This window comes from Scytonema hankhaensis NUACC26 (genome assembly GCF_045865695.1).
Classification (GTDB): domain Bacteria; phylum Cyanobacteriota; class Cyanobacteriia; order Cyanobacteriales; family Nostocaceae; genus Scytonema.
Window position 1 is genome coordinate 33,618 of sequence record NZ_BAACAP010000251.1, and the last position, 19,117, is coordinate 52,734.

21 protein-coding genes are annotated in these 19,117 nt (G+C 40.7%); 8 read left to right on the top strand and 13 right to left on the bottom strand.

Annotated features, from left to right (window positions below):
* Window positions 1-92: 92 nt before the first annotated feature.
* The 4 genes from mltA to ACKTT2_RS47675 form a co-directional block, all read right to left on the bottom strand.
* Window positions 93-1,388 carry a murein transglycosylase A gene (gene mltA, locus ACKTT2_RS47660; RefSeq protein WP_407900004.1) on the bottom strand — a complete coding sequence of 432 codons (1,296 nt, stop codon included), beginning with the start codon at window positions 1,386-1,388 and terminating at the stop codon, window positions 93-95.
* Between the two features lie 67 nt (window positions 1,389-1,455).
* Window positions 1,456-1,647: a hypothetical protein gene (locus tag ACKTT2_RS47665; RefSeq protein WP_407900006.1), complete on the bottom strand. Its 192-nt coding sequence runs from the start codon at window positions 1,645-1,647 to the stop codon at window positions 1,456-1,458.
* A 66-nt stretch (window positions 1,648-1,713) separates the two neighbouring features.
* On the bottom strand, window positions 1,714-3,234 hold the full coding sequence (locus ACKTT2_RS47670) for an AAA-like domain-containing protein (protein WP_407900008.1): 1,521 nt from the start codon (window positions 3,232-3,234) through the stop codon (window positions 1,714-1,716).
* Window positions 3,235-3,593: 359 nt separating this feature from the next.
* On the bottom strand, window positions 3,594-3,758 hold the full coding sequence (locus tag ACKTT2_RS47675; protein WP_407900010.1) for a hypothetical protein: 165 nt from the start codon (window positions 3,756-3,758) through the stop codon (window positions 3,594-3,596).
* Window positions 3,759-3,990: 232 nt separating this feature from the next.
* Between ACKTT2_RS47675 and ACKTT2_RS47680 the strand changes: the two genes are divergently transcribed.
* Window positions 3,991-6,759 carry a CHASE2 domain-containing protein gene (locus tag ACKTT2_RS47680; protein WP_407900012.1) on the top strand — a complete coding sequence of 923 codons (2,769 nt, stop codon included), beginning with the start codon at window positions 3,991-3,993 and terminating at the stop codon, window positions 6,757-6,759.
* A gap of 29 nt (window positions 6,760-6,788) precedes the next feature.
* Here ACKTT2_RS47680 and ACKTT2_RS47685 read toward each other — a convergent pair whose 3' ends face one another.
* Window positions 6,789-7,010, bottom strand: coding sequence for a hypothetical protein (locus tag ACKTT2_RS47685; RefSeq protein ID WP_407900014.1), 222 nt, complete (start codon window positions 7,008-7,010; stop codon window positions 6,789-6,791).
* Window positions 7,011-7,977: 967 nt separating this feature from the next.
* Between ACKTT2_RS47685 and ACKTT2_RS47690 the strand changes: the two genes are divergently transcribed.
* From ACKTT2_RS47690 to ACKTT2_RS47700, 3 genes are all read left to right on the top strand, one after another.
* Window positions 7,978-8,616 carry a PEP-CTERM sorting domain-containing protein gene (locus ACKTT2_RS47690; protein ID WP_407900016.1) on the top strand — a complete coding sequence of 213 codons (639 nt, stop codon included), beginning with the start codon at window positions 7,978-7,980 and terminating at the stop codon, window positions 8,614-8,616.
* A 138-nt stretch (window positions 8,617-8,754) separates the two neighbouring features.
* Entirely contained in the window at window positions 8,755-9,081 is a 327-nt protein-coding gene (locus ACKTT2_RS47695; RefSeq protein WP_407900018.1) for an ArsR/SmtB family transcription factor, read from the top strand.
* A gap of 319 nt (window positions 9,082-9,400) precedes the next feature.
* Window positions 9,401-9,799 carry a hypothetical protein gene (locus tag ACKTT2_RS47700; RefSeq protein WP_407900020.1) on the top strand — a complete coding sequence of 133 codons (399 nt, stop codon included), beginning with the start codon at window positions 9,401-9,403 and terminating at the stop codon, window positions 9,797-9,799.
* An 81-nt stretch (window positions 9,800-9,880) separates the two neighbouring features.
* Here ACKTT2_RS47700 and ACKTT2_RS47705 read toward each other — a convergent pair whose 3' ends face one another.
* Window positions 9,881-11,155 carry an ankyrin repeat domain-containing protein gene (locus ACKTT2_RS47705; RefSeq protein ID WP_407900022.1) on the bottom strand — a complete coding sequence of 425 codons (1,275 nt, stop codon included), beginning with the start codon at window positions 11,153-11,155 and terminating at the stop codon, window positions 9,881-9,883.
* A gap of 184 nt (window positions 11,156-11,339) precedes the next feature.
* Here ACKTT2_RS47705 and ACKTT2_RS47710 point away from each other — a divergent pair, with 184 nt between their 5' ends.
* A complete protein-coding gene (locus ACKTT2_RS47710; RefSeq protein ID WP_407900024.1) occupies window positions 11,340-11,810 on the top strand; it encodes a DUF4079 domain-containing protein in 471 nt (156 codons plus the stop codon).
* A 56-nt stretch (window positions 11,811-11,866) separates the two neighbouring features.
* On the opposite strand, the gene ACKTT2_RS47715 is transcribed toward ACKTT2_RS47710, so the two are convergent.
* Window positions 11,867-12,526, bottom strand: coding sequence for a DUF1997 domain-containing protein (locus tag ACKTT2_RS47715; protein ID WP_407900026.1), 660 nt, complete (start codon window positions 12,524-12,526; stop codon window positions 11,867-11,869).
* A gap of 167 nt (window positions 12,527-12,693) precedes the next feature.
* Between ACKTT2_RS47715 and ACKTT2_RS47720 the strand changes: the two genes are divergently transcribed.
* Window positions 12,694-13,353, top strand: a complete 660-nt coding sequence (locus tag ACKTT2_RS47720) for an SDR family oxidoreductase (protein WP_407900028.1) — start codon at window positions 12,694-12,696, stop codon at window positions 13,351-13,353.
* A gap of 138 nt (window positions 13,354-13,491) precedes the next feature.
* A complete protein-coding gene (locus tag ACKTT2_RS47725) occupies window positions 13,492-13,887 on the top strand; it encodes a gamma-glutamylcyclotransferase family protein (protein WP_407900030.1) in 396 nt (131 codons plus the stop codon).
* 45 nt (window positions 13,888-13,932) lie between these two features.
* On the opposite strand, the gene ACKTT2_RS47730 is transcribed toward ACKTT2_RS47725, so the two are convergent.
* The 3 genes from ACKTT2_RS47730 to ACKTT2_RS47740 form a co-directional block, all read right to left on the bottom strand.
* The gene (locus ACKTT2_RS47730) at window positions 13,933-14,541 is read right to left on the bottom strand and encodes an anti-sigma factor family protein (protein WP_407900032.1); all 609 of its coding nucleotides are present in this window, start codon (window positions 14,539-14,541) and stop codon (window positions 13,933-13,935) included.
* 158 nt (window positions 14,542-14,699) lie between these two features.
* Window positions 14,700-15,356 carry a sigma-70 family RNA polymerase sigma factor gene (locus ACKTT2_RS47735; protein WP_407900280.1) on the bottom strand — a complete coding sequence of 219 codons (657 nt, stop codon included), beginning with the start codon at window positions 15,354-15,356 and terminating at the stop codon, window positions 14,700-14,702.
* A 233-nt stretch (window positions 15,357-15,589) separates the two neighbouring features.
* A complete protein-coding gene (locus tag ACKTT2_RS47740) occupies window positions 15,590-15,742 on the bottom strand; it encodes a QAALIT motif small membrane protein (protein WP_407900034.1) in 153 nt (50 codons plus the stop codon).
* A 324-nt stretch (window positions 15,743-16,066) separates the two neighbouring features.
* Here ACKTT2_RS47740 and ACKTT2_RS47745 point away from each other — a divergent pair, with 324 nt between their 5' ends.
* Window positions 16,067-16,699, top strand: coding sequence for a L,D-transpeptidase (locus tag ACKTT2_RS47745; RefSeq protein ID WP_407900036.1), 633 nt, complete (start codon window positions 16,067-16,069; stop codon window positions 16,697-16,699).
* Between the two features lie 94 nt (window positions 16,700-16,793).
* Here ACKTT2_RS47745 and ACKTT2_RS47750 read toward each other — a convergent pair whose 3' ends face one another.
* The 3 genes from ACKTT2_RS47750 to ACKTT2_RS47760 all read right to left on the bottom strand — a co-directional run bounded on the left by ACKTT2_RS47750 (window position 16,794) and on the right by ACKTT2_RS47760 (window position 19,068).
* The gene (locus tag ACKTT2_RS47750; protein WP_407900038.1) at window positions 16,794-17,327 is read right to left on the bottom strand and encodes a late competence development ComFB family protein; all 534 of its coding nucleotides are present in this window, start codon (window positions 17,325-17,327) and stop codon (window positions 16,794-16,796) included.
* A gap of 114 nt (window positions 17,328-17,441) precedes the next feature.
* A complete protein-coding gene (locus tag ACKTT2_RS47755) occupies window positions 17,442-18,350 on the bottom strand; it encodes a M23 family metallopeptidase (RefSeq protein WP_407900040.1) in 909 nt (302 codons plus the stop codon).
* A 148-nt stretch (window positions 18,351-18,498) separates the two neighbouring features.
* Window positions 18,499-19,068, bottom strand: a complete 570-nt coding sequence (locus ACKTT2_RS47760) for a Uma2 family endonuclease (protein WP_407900281.1) — start codon at window positions 19,066-19,068, stop codon at window positions 18,499-18,501.
* Between the last annotated feature and the right edge of the window lie 49 nt (window positions 19,069-19,117).

Below are 19,117 nucleotides of genomic sequence, written 5' to 3' on the forward strand. Positions count from 1 at the left end.
CCCATTACCCCTCAACAAGGAAGGGATACCGAGTTCCCCAATCCCCATTGCCCCTTATCCCCAGAGGGGGCCCCGAGTTCCCCAATCCCCAATCACAACTTCAATAACAAATAGTACAATTGACCGCGAGCAACTGTGACACCAGCACGATCGCCTGCAACTTGACCAGTCCCTAGAAAATAATCTACTCTACCCGCCCCTTTGATTGCACCTCCTGTGTCTTGATCGAGAACGTAACGACTCACAATTCGGCGTTCCATTTTTCCAGTTGCTTTGTTCGCAAAGGGAAAAGGTGCTCTAATGAATGCCAAAGCACCAGGAGGCATGAGGGATTTATCCGTTGCTATGGAACGCTCGGCTGTTATTGGTACGCCAACAGAACCTCGTGCGGGTGCTCCGTAATTTTCTTGAAAAAACACAAAGCTACGATCGCGAGGAATATAAACATTTAATTCTTGTGGATATTTCTGAAAATATTCCAAAATAGTTGGCATAGTCATCCCTTCAAGTGGAAGCTTGCTATCTTCTGCTAGAGATTTTCCAATACTTTTATAGTTATAAGCAGTATTACCAGCATACCCTATAGTTGTTTGCTTGCCATCAGGAAATTGCAATCGAGCAGAACCCTGTATCTGTGCTAGATAAGGTTCTAAGCGATCGCGAAACCAAAATAACTCCAATCCCTGCAATCGACCTTTTGAGGCTTGCAACCCATCAGCACCTTCTAATTCCAAGCGAGTAGGATGGGGTCTTGACCAAGATTGTAAGTCTTGAGGTAAACGATAAACAGGATAGCGGTATTCTGCTGTGGGTACGCGACTAGCTGCATAAACTGGTTCGTAGTAGGCAGTAAACAAAACTGAGCCTTTGCTGTCACTGCCTACAGATTGGTAAAAAACAAATTCTTTCGCGATCGCTGTATTAAGTTCCGTAGCAGATTTAGACTTTAGTAAAAGTTCGCGAAACCTTTGTAAACTTTTAAGAACCCGTTCTCGTGTAATTCCCTCTACTTGATATCCCTGGTAAGCCGTAGCAGCATTATTAGAAGACAAATATTGCAAACTGCGATCGACAGAGGTTATTAGCGCTTTTTTGTCAGGTAATTGACTATTTTCTCCCCACAATTGCCGATCCAGACAAGAGATATCTTCTTGACAACAAGGAAAAGGCGACTTTTGAATAGGGACTAGTGCTGGTGTAACAGGCTTTTGATTTGCAGGATCTTGAGGTTGATTTTGAGAGGTTACAGGCAATTCCCATCTAGCCACCCTACATTCCGGCGGACTCAATTGGTTTTGTGCCACTTGTTGCACGGGTATGAATGCAATTAAAGGAGTCACGGGAAAGCCGATAGCTATAGCAGCGAGCGTTTTTTTCTTCCGGAACATAGGGCTGAAACATTTCAGGAGATATGGAAGTGTGTAGTATTCTAACCACGACTCTCCTCAATTGTCATTAAGGCAGTAGATCGATAAGAATAATTATCAATCCTCCCAAAACGTGTAACACAGCAAAGATAAATGTGATGCGCCCCTTGAATGTTTTAAGATTGAGTTCGAGGTTAGCAACTCTCAAACTGCCACCAATCCAAGCAACTACACCAATTACTGCAATTATCAGCCCAATTAGAGTGGGAGTACTTAGCATTCGGTAGACCCTCCTAATATCAATAGAGTTGGTTCTTGAATTGTAAAATTTTTTGATAACAAATCATTAGTCACTGGTCACTATTTTTTGATTAGTAACTACTTTTTGCTGATATTGATAAACAATAACTCCTCCCAAGATGAGAGTTTTTAAGAAAGTGATGCTTAGAATTATAATCAATAACCGTTGTGCTTTAGCGGTTTTCTTTTCTTGTGCTAACCTTCTTCTTTCCTCTGCAAGACGAGCTTCAACTTCTTCAAGTCGTTGTGTTTCTAATACCTGTTGCATTTCTCGCCGATCTAATTCGTTAGAAGCCGCTAAAAACTGATAATCTAGATCGTTAAGGCTTTTCCCTTGCGACCAAATTTGAGCATCAATTAATGCTTGTCCGCGCAATAACCTTGAAGAATCTGTTTGCTTTGATGCGAGCCAAGCATCAAACATCTGAGAATAAGGGCGCAAAAATCCTAATTGCTTTTCTACCCACTCTAGATTAAAGACTTCTTGATAAATTCGGTTCTTCACTTGAAGATAACCTTGTTGTCTGACAACCAAACCCGATAATAGGAGTTCAATTTGCTCGTGACTGTCATCTGTTGGTACTTTTACGCCCTGTAGAATTTGTTGATATAAGCCAAGCATTCTTCCCGCACAGTGTGAATTTGCTAAAATGCGATTGCAAATTGTGCGTAAATGTTCTGGCTCGTCTTGAGATGTCCATTGAGCGATTAACCTTTCTCGGACAACCCGTTCTACCCAAAATGCTTCTGTTCCGGGAAATATAGATATACCTGTTGTTTTAGATTCCTGAATAAAAGTTATAACTAGCTGGCACAACTTTTGTGTGAGAAAAGGTTGCCCATTCGTCCAACCCAATATCTCTTTCAAAATTGCTTGAGGTGAATTCACAGATATAACAGCCAATCCATTGACTAATGGTTGTGCTTCTTCTAATTGAAACCCATGAATTTCTATGGCTTTTCCAATATTAAAGGGCGTACAGATCCTATTTTGAATTAAATCTGATGGGGTTGCTACTCCAAAAATTGCAAAAGCCACGCGATTGTACTTAGGATCTATTGCCCGTTGATTGTAACAGTAGCGAATGAGAGCAAAAAAATCGTCCACTGAAAAGTCTAGATTGAGAATACTATCAATCTCATCTATAAAAATGAACAGTCTTTCATTAGGAAATTCCACTAACAGAACTTCAGAGATGAAGCGGCTTAATTTTTGCAGTAGAGAGATTCCTTCGTGTTCGCTCCACCAACCCTTTAAGTTAATTTTCTTATACAGCTTAAAACCCGAACATAGTTCAGCAACAACTCCCTTATACCACTGTAATGGAGTAATGTTTTTACTACCAATACTACTCATATCTATCGTCGCGCATTTAAAGCCTTGTTCCTGCAAGCGCTGACGAGTTTTTACTATTAGAGAGGACTTACCCATCTGCCTTGAGTTGAGAATGTAACAAAACTCTCCTTTCTTCAAGGCGTTGTACAATTCTAAATCTGCTTTTCGTTCTACATAACTTGGCGCATCAGTAGTAAGGCTACCTCCAATTTGGTATTGGTATAAAGTCATTTGTTTAAATTATATCTAAGATTATAGGATACCACTTGTATCAAAAAATGACAAAGCTATTTCTGAACTCATATTTTATTTTTGAAATACACGTAGGGGAGCCACTCGCAAAGAGCGGGGGGATTGCGTTGAGAGGAGTGGCGTTGGGCAAGGCCAAGGCCGCACAAAAGCTTCATTTGCTGGGCAATTCCCACCCTACAGTACTCAAAAAGTTTCATAAATGATTTAGGATTGCTAGAATTTTTCAAAAATTACTACTTACAGTACTTATTTTTTTTAAATTTCCCTATTTTTTTCTACTTTTCCTACTTTTCCTACAATTAAATTTTTGCTCTATTTTTTTAAAAAGAGTATACTATTTAAAATGTAGATAAGTGGCTAAATAAAGACAAAATTATCAACACACAGTTTGTTAGTTCTGGGCGATCGCCTGCTGATGCTTTAATCATATCTGAAGTAGAGATAGCTACGCTTAACACTTCTATCCTAATGAATTGAGAATTAAAGGCGATCCGATTGCTCAATTGGTAGCTTGATAATATGAGGTTATTAATAAATAATGAAATAGAGTAAATTTTTCATTTATCAAAGAGAGTACGAGTGGATTTTTGGAAATTAAACAATTGAGGATAACTATTCAAAAGTTTAATCTTAGGCTTCAAAACGCGATCGCCAACTACTAGAATCTTTATGTTATTTTAATAAGACAAAATAGGCTTGGTGGAAAACAGTGCGAAGTTTATATTAATTAAGTATATGAGTTTATACGTATATCAGGTAGGTGGTAGTTTAAGGAGTGATGCTCCAAGTTATGTAGAGCGTCAGGCTGATGAGGAACTCTATAAAGCGCTTGAGAATGGGGAATTTTGCTATGTTCTTAATACTAGGCAAATGGGCAAGTCCTCCCTATTAGTAAGAACTAAGCATCGTTTGCAGCAACAAGGATTTCGGTGTGCGAGTATTGATATGACAAATATTGGCAGCGAAACCGTAACTCCTGCTCAATGGTACAAGGGAATTGTTGGTGAGTTATGGTCTGGGTTGAAGCTGTCAACAAAACTTAATTTGAAAACCTGGTGGCAGGAGCATGAAAGTGTTTCTCTACCTCAAAGGTTGAGTCAGTTTATTTCTGATGTTCTGCTTGTCCACATACCAGAAAGACTTGTTATCTTTATTGATGAAGTGGACAGTATTCTTAGTCTTAATTTTCCAGTAGATGACTTTTTTGCTCTAATTCGGTTTTGCTACAACCAACGAGCGAACGATCCAAAATACCAACGCATTACATTTGCTCTGTTTGGGGTAACAACGCCTTCAGATTTGATTCAAGATAAAAAGCGCACTCCGTTTAATCTTGGTAAAGCTATAGAACTGCAAGATCTTTCTCTAGAACAAGTTCAACCTTTAGCAGAGGGATTGCTAGTCAAGAACACAGCTGATGCGTCCGTACAAGTGCCTATCATTCTTAAAGAAATTTTAGCTTGGACGGGAGGACAGCCCTTTCTCACACAAAAATTGTGTTATTTAATACAGACATATATTCAAGATGCTGTTAGCGGTGGTTTAACAATTCCACGAGGTGCAGAGGCGTTTTGGGTAGAAAGTGTTGTGAAATCTTGCATCATTAATAAGTGGGAATCACAAGATGAACCCCAACATTTAAGGACTATTCGCGATCGCCTTTTAGCTAATGAAAGAACAGCAGGAAGAGTATTGAGTATATATCAACAAATACTAGCAGGGGAGAATGTACTTATTGAGGACGAGCGAGAACATATAGAACTACAACTGTCAGGTTTAGTTGTCCGCGAACAGGGAAAATTAAAAGTAAAAAATCCTATATATAAAGCTATTTTCAATCAAGAATGGGTTGCTAGACACCTTGAGAGCAGGCGTCCTTATGCACAAAACTTAAAAGCTTGGGTTGCATCAGAACAAAAAAACAAATCACAACTTATACAAGGAGAGGCATTACAAGAAGCACTCGCTTGGTCTCAAGATAAAAAGCTCAGCGATCTAGACTATCGTTTTTTAGCTGCTAGTCAAGAACTTGCAAAACAAGAACTTGAAAAATCTCTAACTTTAGAGAGACGAGCAAGACAACTCGAACGAGAAAAAGCGCAATTTGCTCTACAAGCAGCAAAAAATGCGTATCACATCTTAGCCAATGCACGGGTAGTTGCTAGACACTATGCCCAAAACATAAACTTACGGAAAGCATGGATTGCAAGAATTGCAGGGATTGTTGCAGGTTCCGTTATTCTTTTGCGTTTGGCTGGTTTACTACAAAGTATGGAATGGGCAACACTAGATAACTTTTTCCAAGCTCGTCCTGCTGCAGGCATCGATCCCCGTATTACGATTATTGCTATTAGTGAGTCAGATATCAAGCAAGTAGGTCAATATCCAATTACGGATCGAGTTCTATCTCGAGCACTTCAGACTTTAAAAAGTTATCAACCTAGAGCTATAGGGCTGGATTTGTATAGAGATTTACCTGTAGAACCAGCTCATCAAGAGTTAGTGGAATTATATAGAACTACATCAAATTTAATTGGTATTGAGAAAGTTGTAGGAAGTCAAATTGCTCCACCCACTGTTTTGTCTGAGTTAGGGCAGGTAGGAATGGCAGATCAAGTGTTAGATGGAGACGGTAAAGTGCGGCGTGCTTTACTTTCAGTTCGCTCTCGAAAATTTGGGTTGCGTTTTAACCTAGGCTTGCGGCTAGCATTACTTTATTTAGAAGCAGAAGGGATCGCACCCGAACCTCTTCCCACATCTTCCCATGACATCAGATTGGGAAAAGCTGTACTTGTTCCCTTTATACCAAATTACGGTGGCTACGTCCGTAGCGATGCAGGTGGTTATCAAATCCTACTTAACTTTCATGGAACTGAAAAACAATTCCAGATTTTCTCTTTTGCAGATTTGTTAGCTAAGCGCATTCCACAAGATAAGATTTACAATCGAGTCGTGCTGATTGGCTCAACAGCAGAAAGCACGCACGATCTGTTCCAAACACCTTATAGCAGTCGCGTATTTGATTCCCCATCTCTTATGTCAGGAGTCACATTGCATGCCAATATTACTAGTCAAATTCTGAGTGCTGCTTTGGATGGGCGACCAATGCTAAAAGTTTGGTCTGAACCGATTGAGTGGCTTTGGATTTTTTTATGGTCTGGAGTTGGGGCAGCATTAAGTTGGCAAGTGAAAACACTTAAGAATCTAATATTTCGCTTAGCGATCGCTAGTGGAGGAACGATCGCAGTTAGTTTCCTCGCCTTTTTAAAAGGTTGGTGGATTCCTGCAATTCCTCCACTGATTGGTGTCGTTGTTGCAGCTATTTCCATACAAATTTGTATTAGCAAGTACTTGGAAAAGATACAGCTGCATGAAACTGTCAAGTTATTAATTGCAATCGCCAAAGAGCAACCAGTCGAAGGACAAATTGCTATTGAGTATCTTAAGCAAGCAGAAAGTAAAGAAAATCAAATTGTTATTGAAACAATGGTTAGAGATTTGTAAAATTGCTCATTGTTAATTGCTACGAGCAATTAACAATGAGCAAGAATAGTTTGTTCATTTTGATAACACCTAAATCCATGACGAGAACCCGCACCAGAAGTGTCTTTTGGCTCTCCGTCGCCTGGAGGATCGAAACTCTCTTGAAACACGATTTGCTTTTGAAAATCACTGTTACTAAGCTCTAGTTTTGGCTGAGCGCAAGTCGCAAAACTAAAGCCTAAAAGAGTATGCACGGATATACTCAAGGGCATACATCCTAGTAGAAAATATTTTTTCATCATAAGGCAAGGAGGGAAATAAAACAGTCTTCATTTACATTCAATATAACTTTCATGAGGTCGAGAAATTTTCTACTTCATATAAATAGTTTCTCTGTACTCATTTGAAAGCAATATATTGGAGAAAAATTTAAGAATTGCTGCGAGCATTCACAGCATCTAGCTTAAACGTGCTAACTCGTAGATACCACCTCACAATATATAACAGAGTTAATACTGAAGAATAATGAATTCTTAATGAAGAGTTTATGAAAATCATTTTAATCATTAAAATATTGAGCTTTGTTACCGATTACCAACAATTTGAACTTGAACTGATAAAATTATAATTTAATTTTTAAGGATGGGTAAGTTTTAGTATTTTACGATTGCGATCGCTTTTTGTTAGTATAGGCTCGCTATTTATTATTACTAACAGCCATTCCATACAATTTTCTCTACTAAATAATTCGTTTTTTCCATATACCTACTTACTCCCTTTCCGCTCTAAAATTCTACTCCTGTATGTAGGGCGGATAACCCCCACCAATAGAAAACGGTGAATATTGCCCCCCTACGCTCATAAGTAATCATAAGAGGGAGAAGGGAGTCGTTATTTAAAAAAGTAGGAAAAGTAGGTAAAGTGGGAAAAGAGGATCGAATGGCGGTTCGGGAGTGACTCTTTTTTATGAATAAATAATGGATAAAATAACATAATTTTATGTAACACAAAAATCTCAAAAAACAATATATATTCTTTAGAAAAATCTATATGTTATGTTGTTTTCAATATTTATATAAAATGCAACTAAAGAATTTTTTCTTATTGATTTTTCATGCAATACTTTGTAGAGTTGTCTTACTACCTTCCTGCTATTTGATTACTTATAAGCATGAGGCGGGCATTGTCAAACCCACAGAAACTCTAAAAAGCATACTATTTAATATTGGAGATATACCAATGATAGTTCGTTTGCTCCAGGTGTGGTTTCTTCCACTAGCCCTAACTTTAGTTAGCGTTTGCTTAAGTGTAGCGAAAACATCAGCACAAACTGTTTACCCGTTTACTGGTAATTATCGTACAACAGTTAACATTACACCTATTTCTGGTAATATTTCACAAGTTTTTGAAGTAGGAGTGAGCGATGATGCTCCTTACGGTTTAGAACTATATGAGGGTTTGACTTACTCAGTACTTGACGACAATGGAAATCTAACGTTTAACAATAATCCAGAAGTTTTTGGCATACAAAACTACCCATTTGGCTATATTCAATTTGGTAATGGCATCAACAAACTATTTGGACTTAGTGATGCTAGTGCTGCCGTTAACTTTGAAACCTTAACAGCAAAAGGTTCTGGGCTTGTATACATTACTGATGGCGAAGGTTTATTTGAGAATGCCACAGCTACACTCTTATTTTCTGAAAACGATACAGTTAACCTAGGATCGACTATTACCTTAAATGGTCTAGCTCTTGTTACTGGTCCTATCCAGGTTCCTCAGAAAGTTCCCGAACCAACAACTAATATGACTCTATTTAGCATGGGATTGATGGGCGCTTTGTGGTTACGCCGACGCCGCTCCCGCTCGTTGTAAGCTAGCTGTAGCAGCTAAAAGCTAGACCTGTCAATGTGTTAGATCCTAAAAAACTCGGCTATAGCTAAGCTTAAAAGTTGTACGCAATATCAATTTCTAGTTCAAAATAAGAACAGACCTTCTTATCAAAATAAATTGATGCAAAGCTCCTTAACTGTGATTTCGGATCTCGTTGTTGCAGGTTTTCATGCTCTTTCCGATCCCATTAGGATTAATGTCGTGGAACTCTTGCGAGACAAAGAACTTTGTGTATGTGACTTGTGCGATACATTAGGAGTTACTCAGTCAAAGCTGTCTTTTCACCTTAAAAATCTTAGGGAAGCAGGTTTGGTTCGCTCGCGTCAAGAAGGGCGTTGGATTTACTACAGCCTAAATCTGCCGCAATTTGTTGTTTTAGAGCAGTATCTTGCAGAGTTCCGCCGCTGTAGTCAAATTTTACCATCTCGAATATGTAAAGATTCTTAACAGTGCCCAGTGACCAGTGACTAGTAACCAGTAATTAACAAATAGTAATTGGTTATCTGGTTACTGATTTGTCATTTTCCGAAAAAATATTGTTTGAGATTGTAGTCTTTAAATGGCTTGGTATTTAGCTTGACTTTGACAAAACAGGGAAAGACAAATTTACCTCTTAAAAAATAAATTTATGAGTATAAAAAATAATAGAATTTATTCTAGAAGATTGCTTTTTTGTCTAGCGGTAACGTGTAGTATAATAGGTGCTACAATCCCTAGCAGTGCATCATCTCAAACGACTCCGAGAAACTCTTCAACGTCGTTTAGGGTGACTTCGTATCAAGGTACTTACTTAAAAACACGCAGAAATTGGTACAGGCAGTCACCGGAGATCTACTCAGAACGTGCCAAGTGCCACGCTAGCTATAATGAAAGACTGATTGCTTTATCCTATAGAGAACCTGAAAATCTAACCCCTATTAGAATTACAGATGGAAACTCGGCTTATTTGGGTGATATTGAACGACCTGAAGACTACTGGGAAGTCACTCTTCAAGAACCGCCTGTTAAGTGTCGCAATCTCCAAAATGAAGGTAGACAGGAAACTTGGTATATTTACAAACAACACGTTAACTTAGGCTTAAGACCGCAATATCGTCAAAGTGCTGCCTCTATTCTACCAAGAATACCGATCTGGTTAAGAATCAGAGGTAAAGGTAGGTCTTGAGCTACTGAGCACGTGCTTCGCGAATGGGCTTGCCCTACTCGACTTAAAGTTTCGTTTTCATGAGCCAGATCTGTAGGAGCGTTACTCTTGTGCTCGTACAGCTTTTAAAATCCTTACAACACTATGGTATCCGTTAAACTCTGCTAACATCAACGCTGTATAACCGCCCTGATTTTTCATATTCACATCTGCCCCAGCTTGCAGCAATAATTGCACGGTACGATCGCTACCTCGTGACGCCGCCCACATTAAAGCTGTAGCTTTAGCTGAATCTTGCAAGTTAACATCTGCTCCTTTATCTACAAGCTGTTCTATAACGCTAATGCGATCGCGTTCTGCTGCTTTTATCAAAGCTGTTTTGCCATCGTCTGCTTTTATATTGGCATTTGCACCATGAGCGAGTAAAATCCTTACTGTTTCCGCATTTCCTTGGTTAGCTGCTAGTGTCAAAGGATACTCGCCTAAATTTTTCTCATTGCTATTTGCGCCTCGTTGTAGTAGTAACTCTACAATTGGACTGTAGCCCTGTAATGCGGCGATCGGCAAAGGTGTATCGCCTAAGCGATTTTTGAGTCCTACATTTGCACCTTTATCGAGTAAAACTTTAACGACATCAGTATAACCTTCCACTACAGCAAGATGCAAAGCTGTTTCGCCGTCTTTGTCTTGGGCATTCACATCAGCCCCTGTAGCCAGAAGAACGGATGCGATCGCACTATGTCCGGCGGCGGCGGCGGCTGACAAAGCAGTTCCATCATCCTCGTTTCGTGCATTGACATCAACCCCCAGAGCTAATAATGTTTGAACAACGTGTAAATGCCCTAAATCCGCCGCTACCATCAAAGCGCTGTCACCTTCTTCATTTTTACTATTGACATCTACACCATTTTGTATTATGGCTTCTACAACTCCAGCGTGTCCTTGCTTAACTGCTAGATTAAAGGCTGTATCCTCATCTTTATCCTTAATATTTACCTCTGCCCCAGTAGTAAGCAAGGCGTACACAACTTCAACATGACCTTTTAATGCAGCCACCATCAGGGCTGTACTGCCATCTTCATTAGTCGTATTAACATTAGCCCCTCTTGATACTAAAAGTTTTACGATGTCAAGCTGGTTTGCACTAGCTGCTAACATCAAAGCTGTTAAACCATAGCGCTTTCTCCGGATATTAATGTTTGCTCCCGCATCAAGAAGTAAGCGCACGATCTCGGTAAATCCCAAACTAGCGGCAAACATTAAAGCCGTTGTTCCATCGCTGTTGCCCGTATCCACTAGCACGCCAGCGTTAAGTAATGCTTGCACCCGTTTGATATCGCCATTTTTTGCAGCCAACAGCAAGGTATCGTTAGTCATGTGTTAGTGGTTAGTGGTTAGTGGTTAGTGGGTAGTTGTTGTAGTTGCTACTAACTACTGTACGGGCGCAAGGCATTGCGCCCCTACTATCCAATAACTAAATAACTACTTACCACTTTGCCACTCCCCATTAGGTGTAGCGTTATGATAACTTTTATGAAGATTTAATTATTGGGAGAACACCATGAATCTGGAGCTTTCGCCGTCGGTTAAGTATTGGTTAAATTTCTTCCATCCAATAATGATGTGGGCGCTCCTGCTCCTATCTTTATATGCAGCATATTTGGGGCTACAAGTTCAGCGTACCAGAAATGCTCAGGGTGAAGAAAAGAAAGAGTTAATTAAAGGTAAATATAACGTCAGACACCATCAAATGGGGTCTATACTACTAGCCTTAATGGTCGCAGGTTCTGTTGGTGGTATGGCTGTTACATATATCAATAACGGTAAGCTGTTTGTCGGACCTCACCTGCTAGCAGGGCTGGGTATGACCAGTTTAATTGCCTTTTCGGCTGGTTTATCTCCCTATATGCAAAAAGGAGCCAATTGGGCGCGTGCAACTCATATTTTATTGAATTTTGCACTTTTAGGTCTTTTTGCTTGGCAGGCTATTACTGGCGTGCAAATCGTTCAAAAGATTCTTACCCAAGCGTAGTAATTAGTGACCAGTGACTGGTCACTGGTCACTGGTCGCTGGTCACTGGTCACTGGTCACTGGTCACCGAGCGCTGATTTTTGAAAGTCTTCTTGAACTTTACGAGTTAAGCGTCGGGAAACTTGGCGAACAACTTGGTTGAGAAGGCGATCGCCTGTAGATTGAATAATAGATTTGGGTAATCGCTGAATAAACTTTGGAAAGTGAATATCAACAGTTAGATGTAAATCCCATTCAACTCGCGTGATTATACCAGCATTGCGATCGGAATCGCTGCGATCGCTTTCCAGTAACTGAAGCGACGACTTATAGTCCACATCATAGCCAGGAGCTTGGTAATTAGGAATTGGAATGGTACGAATGCGATAAATTCCTTCCTCTGGAGGCAATAATTCCAAACCAATTTTTGGCTCAACTTCGTACCCAAATGCGCCAAAGCGACCAATAGTCAAAGCATAAGCATTTTTGCCCAGAGACTCTACCTTCATAGGATCGGCACAACGTATAAACCATAAGGTATGGTTATCTAGATATTCAGCAACAGTCTTAGAAGGAGCAGGCATTTCCATACAATCACTGTAACAGCCATAGAACTTTCTTGGCGTCCCTATAGTTGCTTCTAAAGTCGTTTCTTCAGAGGTTTCAAGGGTTGATTGGATGGAAAAGACCGTTTTATCTGCATCAAAGGACTGATATTCCGAATTGTTTGAAATCATATAACTATTCTTTATATACCGAACAATCTAGCTAAATTAATACTTCCCAAATTCAGTGGTATGTTTCGCACTAAATCACTATTTTTACTCAAAATTCAAGAATCTGTCATAAAGAATCTCTAAAATAGAAAACAGGATTGTAAAAGTACAAGTTTCTCAAAATTAAGATGAAAGCATTTGTAGCAGGGGCAACAGGTGAAACGGGTCGTCGAATAGTGCAAGAACTGGTAGCGCGGAATATTCCCGTTCGTGCCCTAGTCAGAGATATTGAGAAAGCAAGAAGTATTTTACCGATAGAAGCAGAATTGGTACAAGGTGATGTGTTACACCCAGAAAACTTGTCTACTGCTTTAGGTGATAGCACAGTGCTGTTATGCGCCACAGGGGCATCGCCAAGCTTCGACCCCACAGGTCCTTATAAGGTAGACTATGAAGGTACGAAAAATTTGGTAGAAGTAGCGAAAGCAAAGGGAATTGAACATTTTGTTTTAGTTTCTTCATTATGTACGTCACTGTTTTTCCATCCACTGAATTTGTTCTGGCTGATTCTAGTTTGGAAAAAACAAGCAGAGGAATATCTTCAAAAAAGCGGTCTGACTTATACGATTGTTCGACCTGGTGGTTTGAAAAACGAGGATAACTCGTATCAGATTGTTATGCAGAGTGCTGATACATTATTTGACGGAAGCATTCCTCGTCAGAAGGTTGCTCGAGTTTGTGTTGAATCACTTTTTGAACTAGCAGCAAAAAATAAAATTGTGGAGATCGTTGCGAGTGCTAACGCACCTGCAAAAAGTTTTGGTGAATTATTTGCCAATGTAGCTTAACGGGAGCATCCCAATTTGGAAAAAATACGCTTGTGATTAAAATCACGGCTATACAGGCTAAGTCCGCCTAGGCGGACTTAATTAAAGCCTGCGCTGCGTAGCGCTCTCTTCGTTTGTACTTTATCTTTATATCCTAGATTGTTAAAAGTTTTCGTATACGGTACTCTCAAACCGGGAGAATGCAATTATAACAAATATTGTGCTGGCAAAGTTGTAGATGCTGTTGATGCGATCGCATTTGGCAAATTGTTCTCCCTACCTATGGGATATCCAGCGATGGCATTAGGAAATAGTTCTGTGCGTGGCTATTTACTTGCGTTTGCTGACTCTCAAGTTTTAACAGACTTAGATGAATTGGAAGATTATCACCCTATAAGAGCCGAGTCAGACAACCTTTATAACCGACAACAAATTGAAGTCCATGATTTACAAGGACATTCTCTTGGTTGGGCTTGGGTCTACTTGATGAAAGAAGAACTTGCTACCCAACTAGGAGGCATCTTTCTCCCTGATGGTTGGTGGTCTGAATTATGAATTATAGATTATGAATTATGAATTGAAGGTTTCATTATTCACCATTTAATTAATATCATCTAACTCTAGCAGCAGGTCTGGCGGTTGCACCTCGTCGCGAACCGATTTTTCAGGAGACACTTCTGCTGTTTTTGGTATAGGAATGACTGGGTTGTTGATAGCAACCATGAGCGGTGAAGCAACAGCCACAGGTGTTTCTGAAGTTTTTTCTATTCGCTGTTGTGCGAATTGAGGTATTCTCGTTTCACCTAGTAACCCAGACATCGCTCCAATCGCACAAGCTGCAATTGCAGCACCACTCAACCAGACTCGCCGAGAACGTCGTTGTACTCGTGTCAATACTTTTTCAGCTGTTTCTTGTGATGACTGTTGTAGTGTTGGCACTGGAAGAGTCCGTACTCCTTGCCGCAGTTTCAACAGTCTTGCATACAAGTCCTGAACTGTCTGGTCAGTATCCAGCCATTCTTCCACTTGCTTGCGTTCGGCAGCTGTCACCTCTCCATCGAGGTAAGCACTTAATAACTCGAAGCGATCGCGCTTCACCATATCTATAGCACCCGTTAATTCATTGGTATGCCTGCCATCCCCGGATTGCAAATCCTTTTGAGGATTTGCCGAGTGGGAGCGGTCATTACATTGAGAATCAGTAGTCATTTTAACACTAATTACCAATTCTTACACGGGTAAACAAAGCGGACAATTTGGAAAACTATTCAACTCTTCCCTTATGACAAAGTTTTTCTGGAATTTCTTTACAATTTGTAATAAATCTTGAGCTTCGTCATTTACCAAAAGATAAACTGTTGCAAAGGTTATGCGTCTAGATAATTTTGCAACTGAGATTGTAATCTCGCTCTAGCTCTGGCAATTCTGGACTTTACTGTTCCTAAAGAAACGCCCGTGATTTCGGCAATTTCTTCGTATGCCAAACCCTCGATTTCTCGAAGAACAATTGTTGTGCGGAACACCTCTGGTAGGTCGGCGATCGCTTCACGCAGTTGTTCGTAAAATTCTCTAGTAGTCAGTTCTTCTTCCGGTCCGGGAGTATCTCCTGCGATTTCCCAATCCATCTCGCCATCGTCTACCGCTCGGGGAGCGTCCAGCGACAGGGGACTGACAACCCGCTTGCGTTTCCGCAACTCATCATAGAACAAGTTGGTAGCAATGCGGCTCAACCAGCCCCGGAATTTGGATGGCTCTTGTAATCGGTTAATATTCCGATACACGCGAATCCAAACCTCTTGAGCCAAATCAGCCCGATCGGGCCAATCAGGAGCCAGATGGTATAAAACCCGGTCAACTTGGGATTGATAGCGACGCAGTAATTCCGCAAACGCAGCACGATCTGGACGTACTCCAGCTTGACAGCGCAGAATTAGGTCATGATTTGAGAGTTTGTCAACTTGCACTGATGCTTCAGGAAGCCTCACATCAACCGTTGACCAGGATAAAGTAATCGATTGACTCATAGATCGCACTGGCTTTAAATCTTCCCTTTCTATTAGACCCTTTAATTGGTAAGATGTTCCCTCAGCGAGTGACGGATTTATGACTGTAACAGTGACCAGTGACCAGTGACCAGGAATTAGACCAGTAGGGTGGGCATTGCCACCCACATCGAACAATGCCTCAGCATTGCCTACCAACATCGAACAATGCCTCAGTTCCAAGTCCCTAATACCCAGTACCCAATCCCTAACCCCTACTTTTTTGGTAGCCTGACGATAAGATTGGGTGTTATCTCTGTTTGCTGTTGGTAGTTGATCTGCGAACTGCTTCTATCTGGTATATGAACTTGTAGAAACAGATTTAAAGAAAAGGTAATTGTAACTGCTAAGCATAATTTTTCTAACATAGCTTTTCTCCCAACCACACCTAATAATGATTGATGGCTGCATTTTGAAAGAGTTCCAGGGAGCGAAAGTTCTCTCAACAACGTTTTTCAAATATCAGCAGTGGCATAATCTTCTCTATAGACCTAGTTTGCCCAGGACTTTTAAGAAAATTATGAGGAAACCGAAAATTATTTATAAATTTTTTGTAACTTATAGAATGAACGTACAAAAAATTTGCCAGTATTTTTGTGGAATTTCCTAATGAGGAGATTTGACAGTTCAAGCTAGACTGAGGTTAGTGCTTAGCAGAATCCAAGAGTTGAATGTGGTGGAGAAGGTAAACAATGGCAGTGGCAAAAAATAATTCTTTAACACGTATAGTGATGCTGCTTTGTTTTGGAACAGCATTTCTATCTCTAGTTGTCCATTGGCGCATCACAACTTCTACAACCTCTCAACCCAATATGGCAAACACATCCAAAACAGCGTTGAGAACACAGAGTCAAAGCCAAAAGCCAGATCCCCAAAATGGCATAGCCTTGCTGTCCACCTTTGCATCCCCAAAACAAACGACGAATGCTGTATCTCAGAACAAACAACTCGTCGTTGATTTAAGCGATCGCCGTGTATATGTATATAGTGGGGAGACAGTAATAGCAAGTTACCCAATTGGTGTTGGGAAGACAGGTTGGGAAACACCCACAGGTTCATTTCAAGTTTTACACAAGCAACGCAATCCGATCTGGCAACATCCAATCACAGGTAAAGTTTTTTCATCTGGTACTGATAGCCCATTGGGAGACCGATGGATCGGATTTTGGACAGATGGGCGAAATCAGATTGGATTTCACGGAACCCCAGATGATGAAGTGATAGGGAGTGCCATATCTCATGGCTGCTTGCGTATGCGTAACCCAGATGTTCGATTGCTCTACACACAAGTTAACTTGGGAACATCAGTAGAAGTACGGCAGTGAACAGTGACCAGCGATCAGTGACCGGTGACCAGCGAATCAGGGAGAGATATTAAACATTAATCGTTTCCCCAATCGCCAATCCCCAAGCCCCAATCTACTTTTGCTCAAATTGAGGTGCATAAGATTCGAGTAGAGCACTTACTTGTCGGAGAACTTCGTTGCTTGTGTTTCTAGTTCCTACTGGCGTGTTACCAACAGTAGGTCGATCGAGACTGCGTGCAATTGCTTCATTAACTTGTTGAGCAATTAATTCCTGAAGTTGTGCTCTAGCTCGTTGGCGTTGGTAAGTAGCACCTTCTTCTGTAGTGGCGTACAGGGGTGGAAGGCGATTGAGAGCGTAAGCAGCAATATCACCGACATCCAGAGAACTTTCGCTAGTCGCTTCAATTTCAGCAACGCGGGCTATTGCCTCGGTAAGTACCAATTCTTCCATCACGTTGATAAACTGTTTGCGCGGTACCGCCATCACCTCTCCAGTTAAAAGCGATCCCATCAGCCGATCTAACGCCATGTACTCTTCTATTGATAGTTCGCTAGCGTTATCGCAAATTCGTCCGACTTCTGCTTCCATTGCTGGTGTAAGATAACCATCCTGGAAAGCTTGTTCCACAATTTTTTCTATACTCATAATGTTAATCATCATTTTCAGCCATCCAAGCAAGGTTGGGACGGTACCAATCCTACTTATTTTGCCCAATTAAGAGCCAAGAGTACGCAAAAAGTTACTAATGCAAGAAAATTTTTATTTAACTTCTTGTTTTCGCCAGGGTACAGGGTCAATAGATTTACCATTGACATACAAACCCCAGTGTAGGTGAGGTCCCGTAGCAGCGCCTGTTGAACCGACTGCACCAATAAGTTGACCGGGTTGAACAAAATCACCCTCCTTTACATTAATGCGGCTTAGGTGCAAAAAAACGCTAGTTACGCCTTGCCCATGATCTATACCAACTACATTACCGTGAACTCGAAATCCTTCTGAGACTCTACCCACTAATGAGACTCGCCCAGCTGCTGGAGCCACAACAGGTGAACCTGCACCTCCAGCATAGTCAAGACCTCGATGATAGTAATCCTTAGCAAATTTACCATTATAGTAGCGACGTATTCCATAAATTGTGCTAAGTCGTCCTCGATTTGGTGCTAGGAAAGGACCCTTCCAATATTTTTCCGGTGTTTGCAACGCCTTAAAAGCTCCAACACGTTGCAGTTCGTGTTCTGTGGCGTTGACTCCTGCTTTTCCAGGAGGTAAATTAATTCGTTGAACTGGAAATTTGCGAGACCGTACTTGTAATGTCAAATTCTGTACTTGCCCTTCTCCCGATACTTGAATAGTTCTATTACCTGGAGTTTCCAACGGTGTTGTAGGGATGAAAGCGCGGTACTGATTTGGTGCAATTTCATATGCTGGGTACTTATCATTGCCACTGGTAACGGTCACATTGTTAATAGGGTCGGCATTATTTACATTGACTACGACTGATATGGTGTCTCCCAATTGAGGAGATTCCGGGCTAACTTGTACTTGCAAAGCCCGTGCAGGTAACGCGAATACAACAGGTAAAGCAGCAAAGATACCAAGGAGAGTACTGGTTACACAGCTGTTGATTTTTGATTTGTTCTTAAAATGGCTAACGCTATACACAGTCATTATCGAGGAAAAAAACAACGAATATGGTTCTGTTGGAAAACAGACTAACTTATTGAGAAAGGGAGTTCCCCATCTTCTCATAGATATTTAGGTAAAATTAAACACGGATAAGGCTTTCTCAATCCAAAATCTAAAATTTAAAATGGTATTACTCGAATTCTGGAGGCCAAAGTTCTAATACGGGGATTTCCCATCCCGGTAGCAACTCTGGTAATGTCAATCGATCGCCATCTGTCAGTACTATGGGGTCTTGATTATGTCGATAAACACTCACTGTTAATTTATCGGGATCGATAAGGATACCAACAGTACATCCAAGTTGCAGGAATAGCTGAATTTTTTCTACGAGTGGCTTGATGCGATCGGACTTAGATTTGACCTCCACCATAAGATCGGGTACTAGTTCTACAAAATCGCGTTTAGTTTTCTTCAAGCGTTCGGCTCGTACAAATGACACATCAGGAGCACGCAAATTTGTACTAGCTCCATTACTAGCATTTATGTCAATACCGGGCAGGATAAATCCAGCACTCGAACCAGTCACCCGTCCCAATTTTCTTGGCATAACCCATGTATTTAAAAAGGTACTCAATCGAGTGCTAATCTCCTCTGACTCATAATCCGACGGACCCATAACGACAATACTCCCATCCACTAGTTCCATTTGCCACTCTGGGTGTTCTACCTGCAATTGCTCTAAATCTTTAACAGTTAACATAAGACAACCAAGAATGCTTCTTTTTGTTTCTATCATAAGCATTCTTCGA

What these genes read in the sequence shown, in the direction of transcription:
- ACKTT2_RS47730 (WP_407900032.1), bottom strand. Translation starts at nt 14,541, where the DNA reads ATGACTACTGATTCTCAATGTAATGACCGCTCCCACTCGGCAAATCCT.
- ACKTT2_RS47760 (WP_407900281.1), bottom strand. Translation starts at nt 19,068, where the DNA reads ATGTTAACTGTTAAAGATTTAGAGCAATTGCAGGTAGAACACCCAGAG.
- ACKTT2_RS47670 (WP_407900008.1), bottom strand. Translation starts at nt 3,234, where the DNA reads ATGACTTTATACCAATACCAAATTGGAGGTAGCCTTACTACTGATGCG.
- mltA (WP_407900004.1), bottom strand. Translation starts at nt 1,388, where the DNA reads ATGTTCCGGAAGAAAAAAACGCTCGCTGCTATAGCTATCGGCTTTCCC.
- ACKTT2_RS47755 (WP_407900040.1), bottom strand. Translation starts at nt 18,350, where the DNA reads ATGACTGTGTATAGCGTTAGCCATTTTAAGAACAAATCAAAAATCAAC.
- ACKTT2_RS47690 (WP_407900016.1), top strand. Translation starts at nt 7,978, where the DNA reads ATGATAGTTCGTTTGCTCCAGGTGTGGTTTCTTCCACTAGCCCTAACT.
- ACKTT2_RS47695 (WP_407900018.1), top strand. Translation starts at nt 8,755, where the DNA reads ATGCAAAGCTCCTTAACTGTGATTTCGGATCTCGTTGTTGCAGGTTTT.
- ACKTT2_RS47710 (WP_407900024.1), top strand. Translation starts at nt 11,340, where the DNA reads ATGAATCTGGAGCTTTCGCCGTCGGTTAAGTATTGGTTAAATTTCTTC.
- ACKTT2_RS47750 (WP_407900038.1), bottom strand. Translation starts at nt 17,327, where the DNA reads ATGAGTATAGAAAAAATTGTGGAACAAGCTTTCCAGGATGGTTATCTT.
- ACKTT2_RS47735 (WP_407900280.1), bottom strand. Translation starts at nt 15,356, where the DNA reads ATGAGTCAATCGATTACTTTATCCTGGTCAACGGTTGATGTGAGGCTT.
- ACKTT2_RS47745 (WP_407900036.1), top strand. Translation starts at nt 16,067, where the DNA reads ATGGCAGTGGCAAAAAATAATTCTTTAACACGTATAGTGATGCTGCTT.
- ACKTT2_RS47740 (WP_407900034.1), bottom strand. Translation starts at nt 15,742, where the DNA reads ATGTTAGAAAAATTATGCTTAGCAGTTACAATTACCTTTTCTTTAAAT.
- ACKTT2_RS47705 (WP_407900022.1), bottom strand. Translation starts at nt 11,155, where the DNA reads ATGACTAACGATACCTTGCTGTTGGCTGCAAAAAATGGCGATATCAAA.
- ACKTT2_RS47715 (WP_407900026.1), bottom strand. Translation starts at nt 12,526, where the DNA reads ATGATTTCAAACAATTCGGAATATCAGTCCTTTGATGCAGATAAAACG.
- ACKTT2_RS47680 (WP_407900012.1), top strand. Translation starts at nt 3,991, where the DNA reads ATGAGTTTATACGTATATCAGGTAGGTGGTAGTTTAAGGAGTGATGCT.
- ACKTT2_RS47665 (WP_407900006.1), bottom strand. Translation starts at nt 1,647, where the DNA reads ATGCTAAGTACTCCCACTCTAATTGGGCTGATAATTGCAGTAATTGGT.
- ACKTT2_RS47720 (WP_407900028.1), top strand. Translation starts at nt 12,694, where the DNA reads ATGAAAGCATTTGTAGCAGGGGCAACAGGTGAAACGGGTCGTCGAATA.
- ACKTT2_RS47685 (WP_407900014.1), bottom strand. Translation starts at nt 7,010, where the DNA reads ATGCCCTTGAGTATATCCGTGCATACTCTTTTAGGCTTTAGTTTTGCG.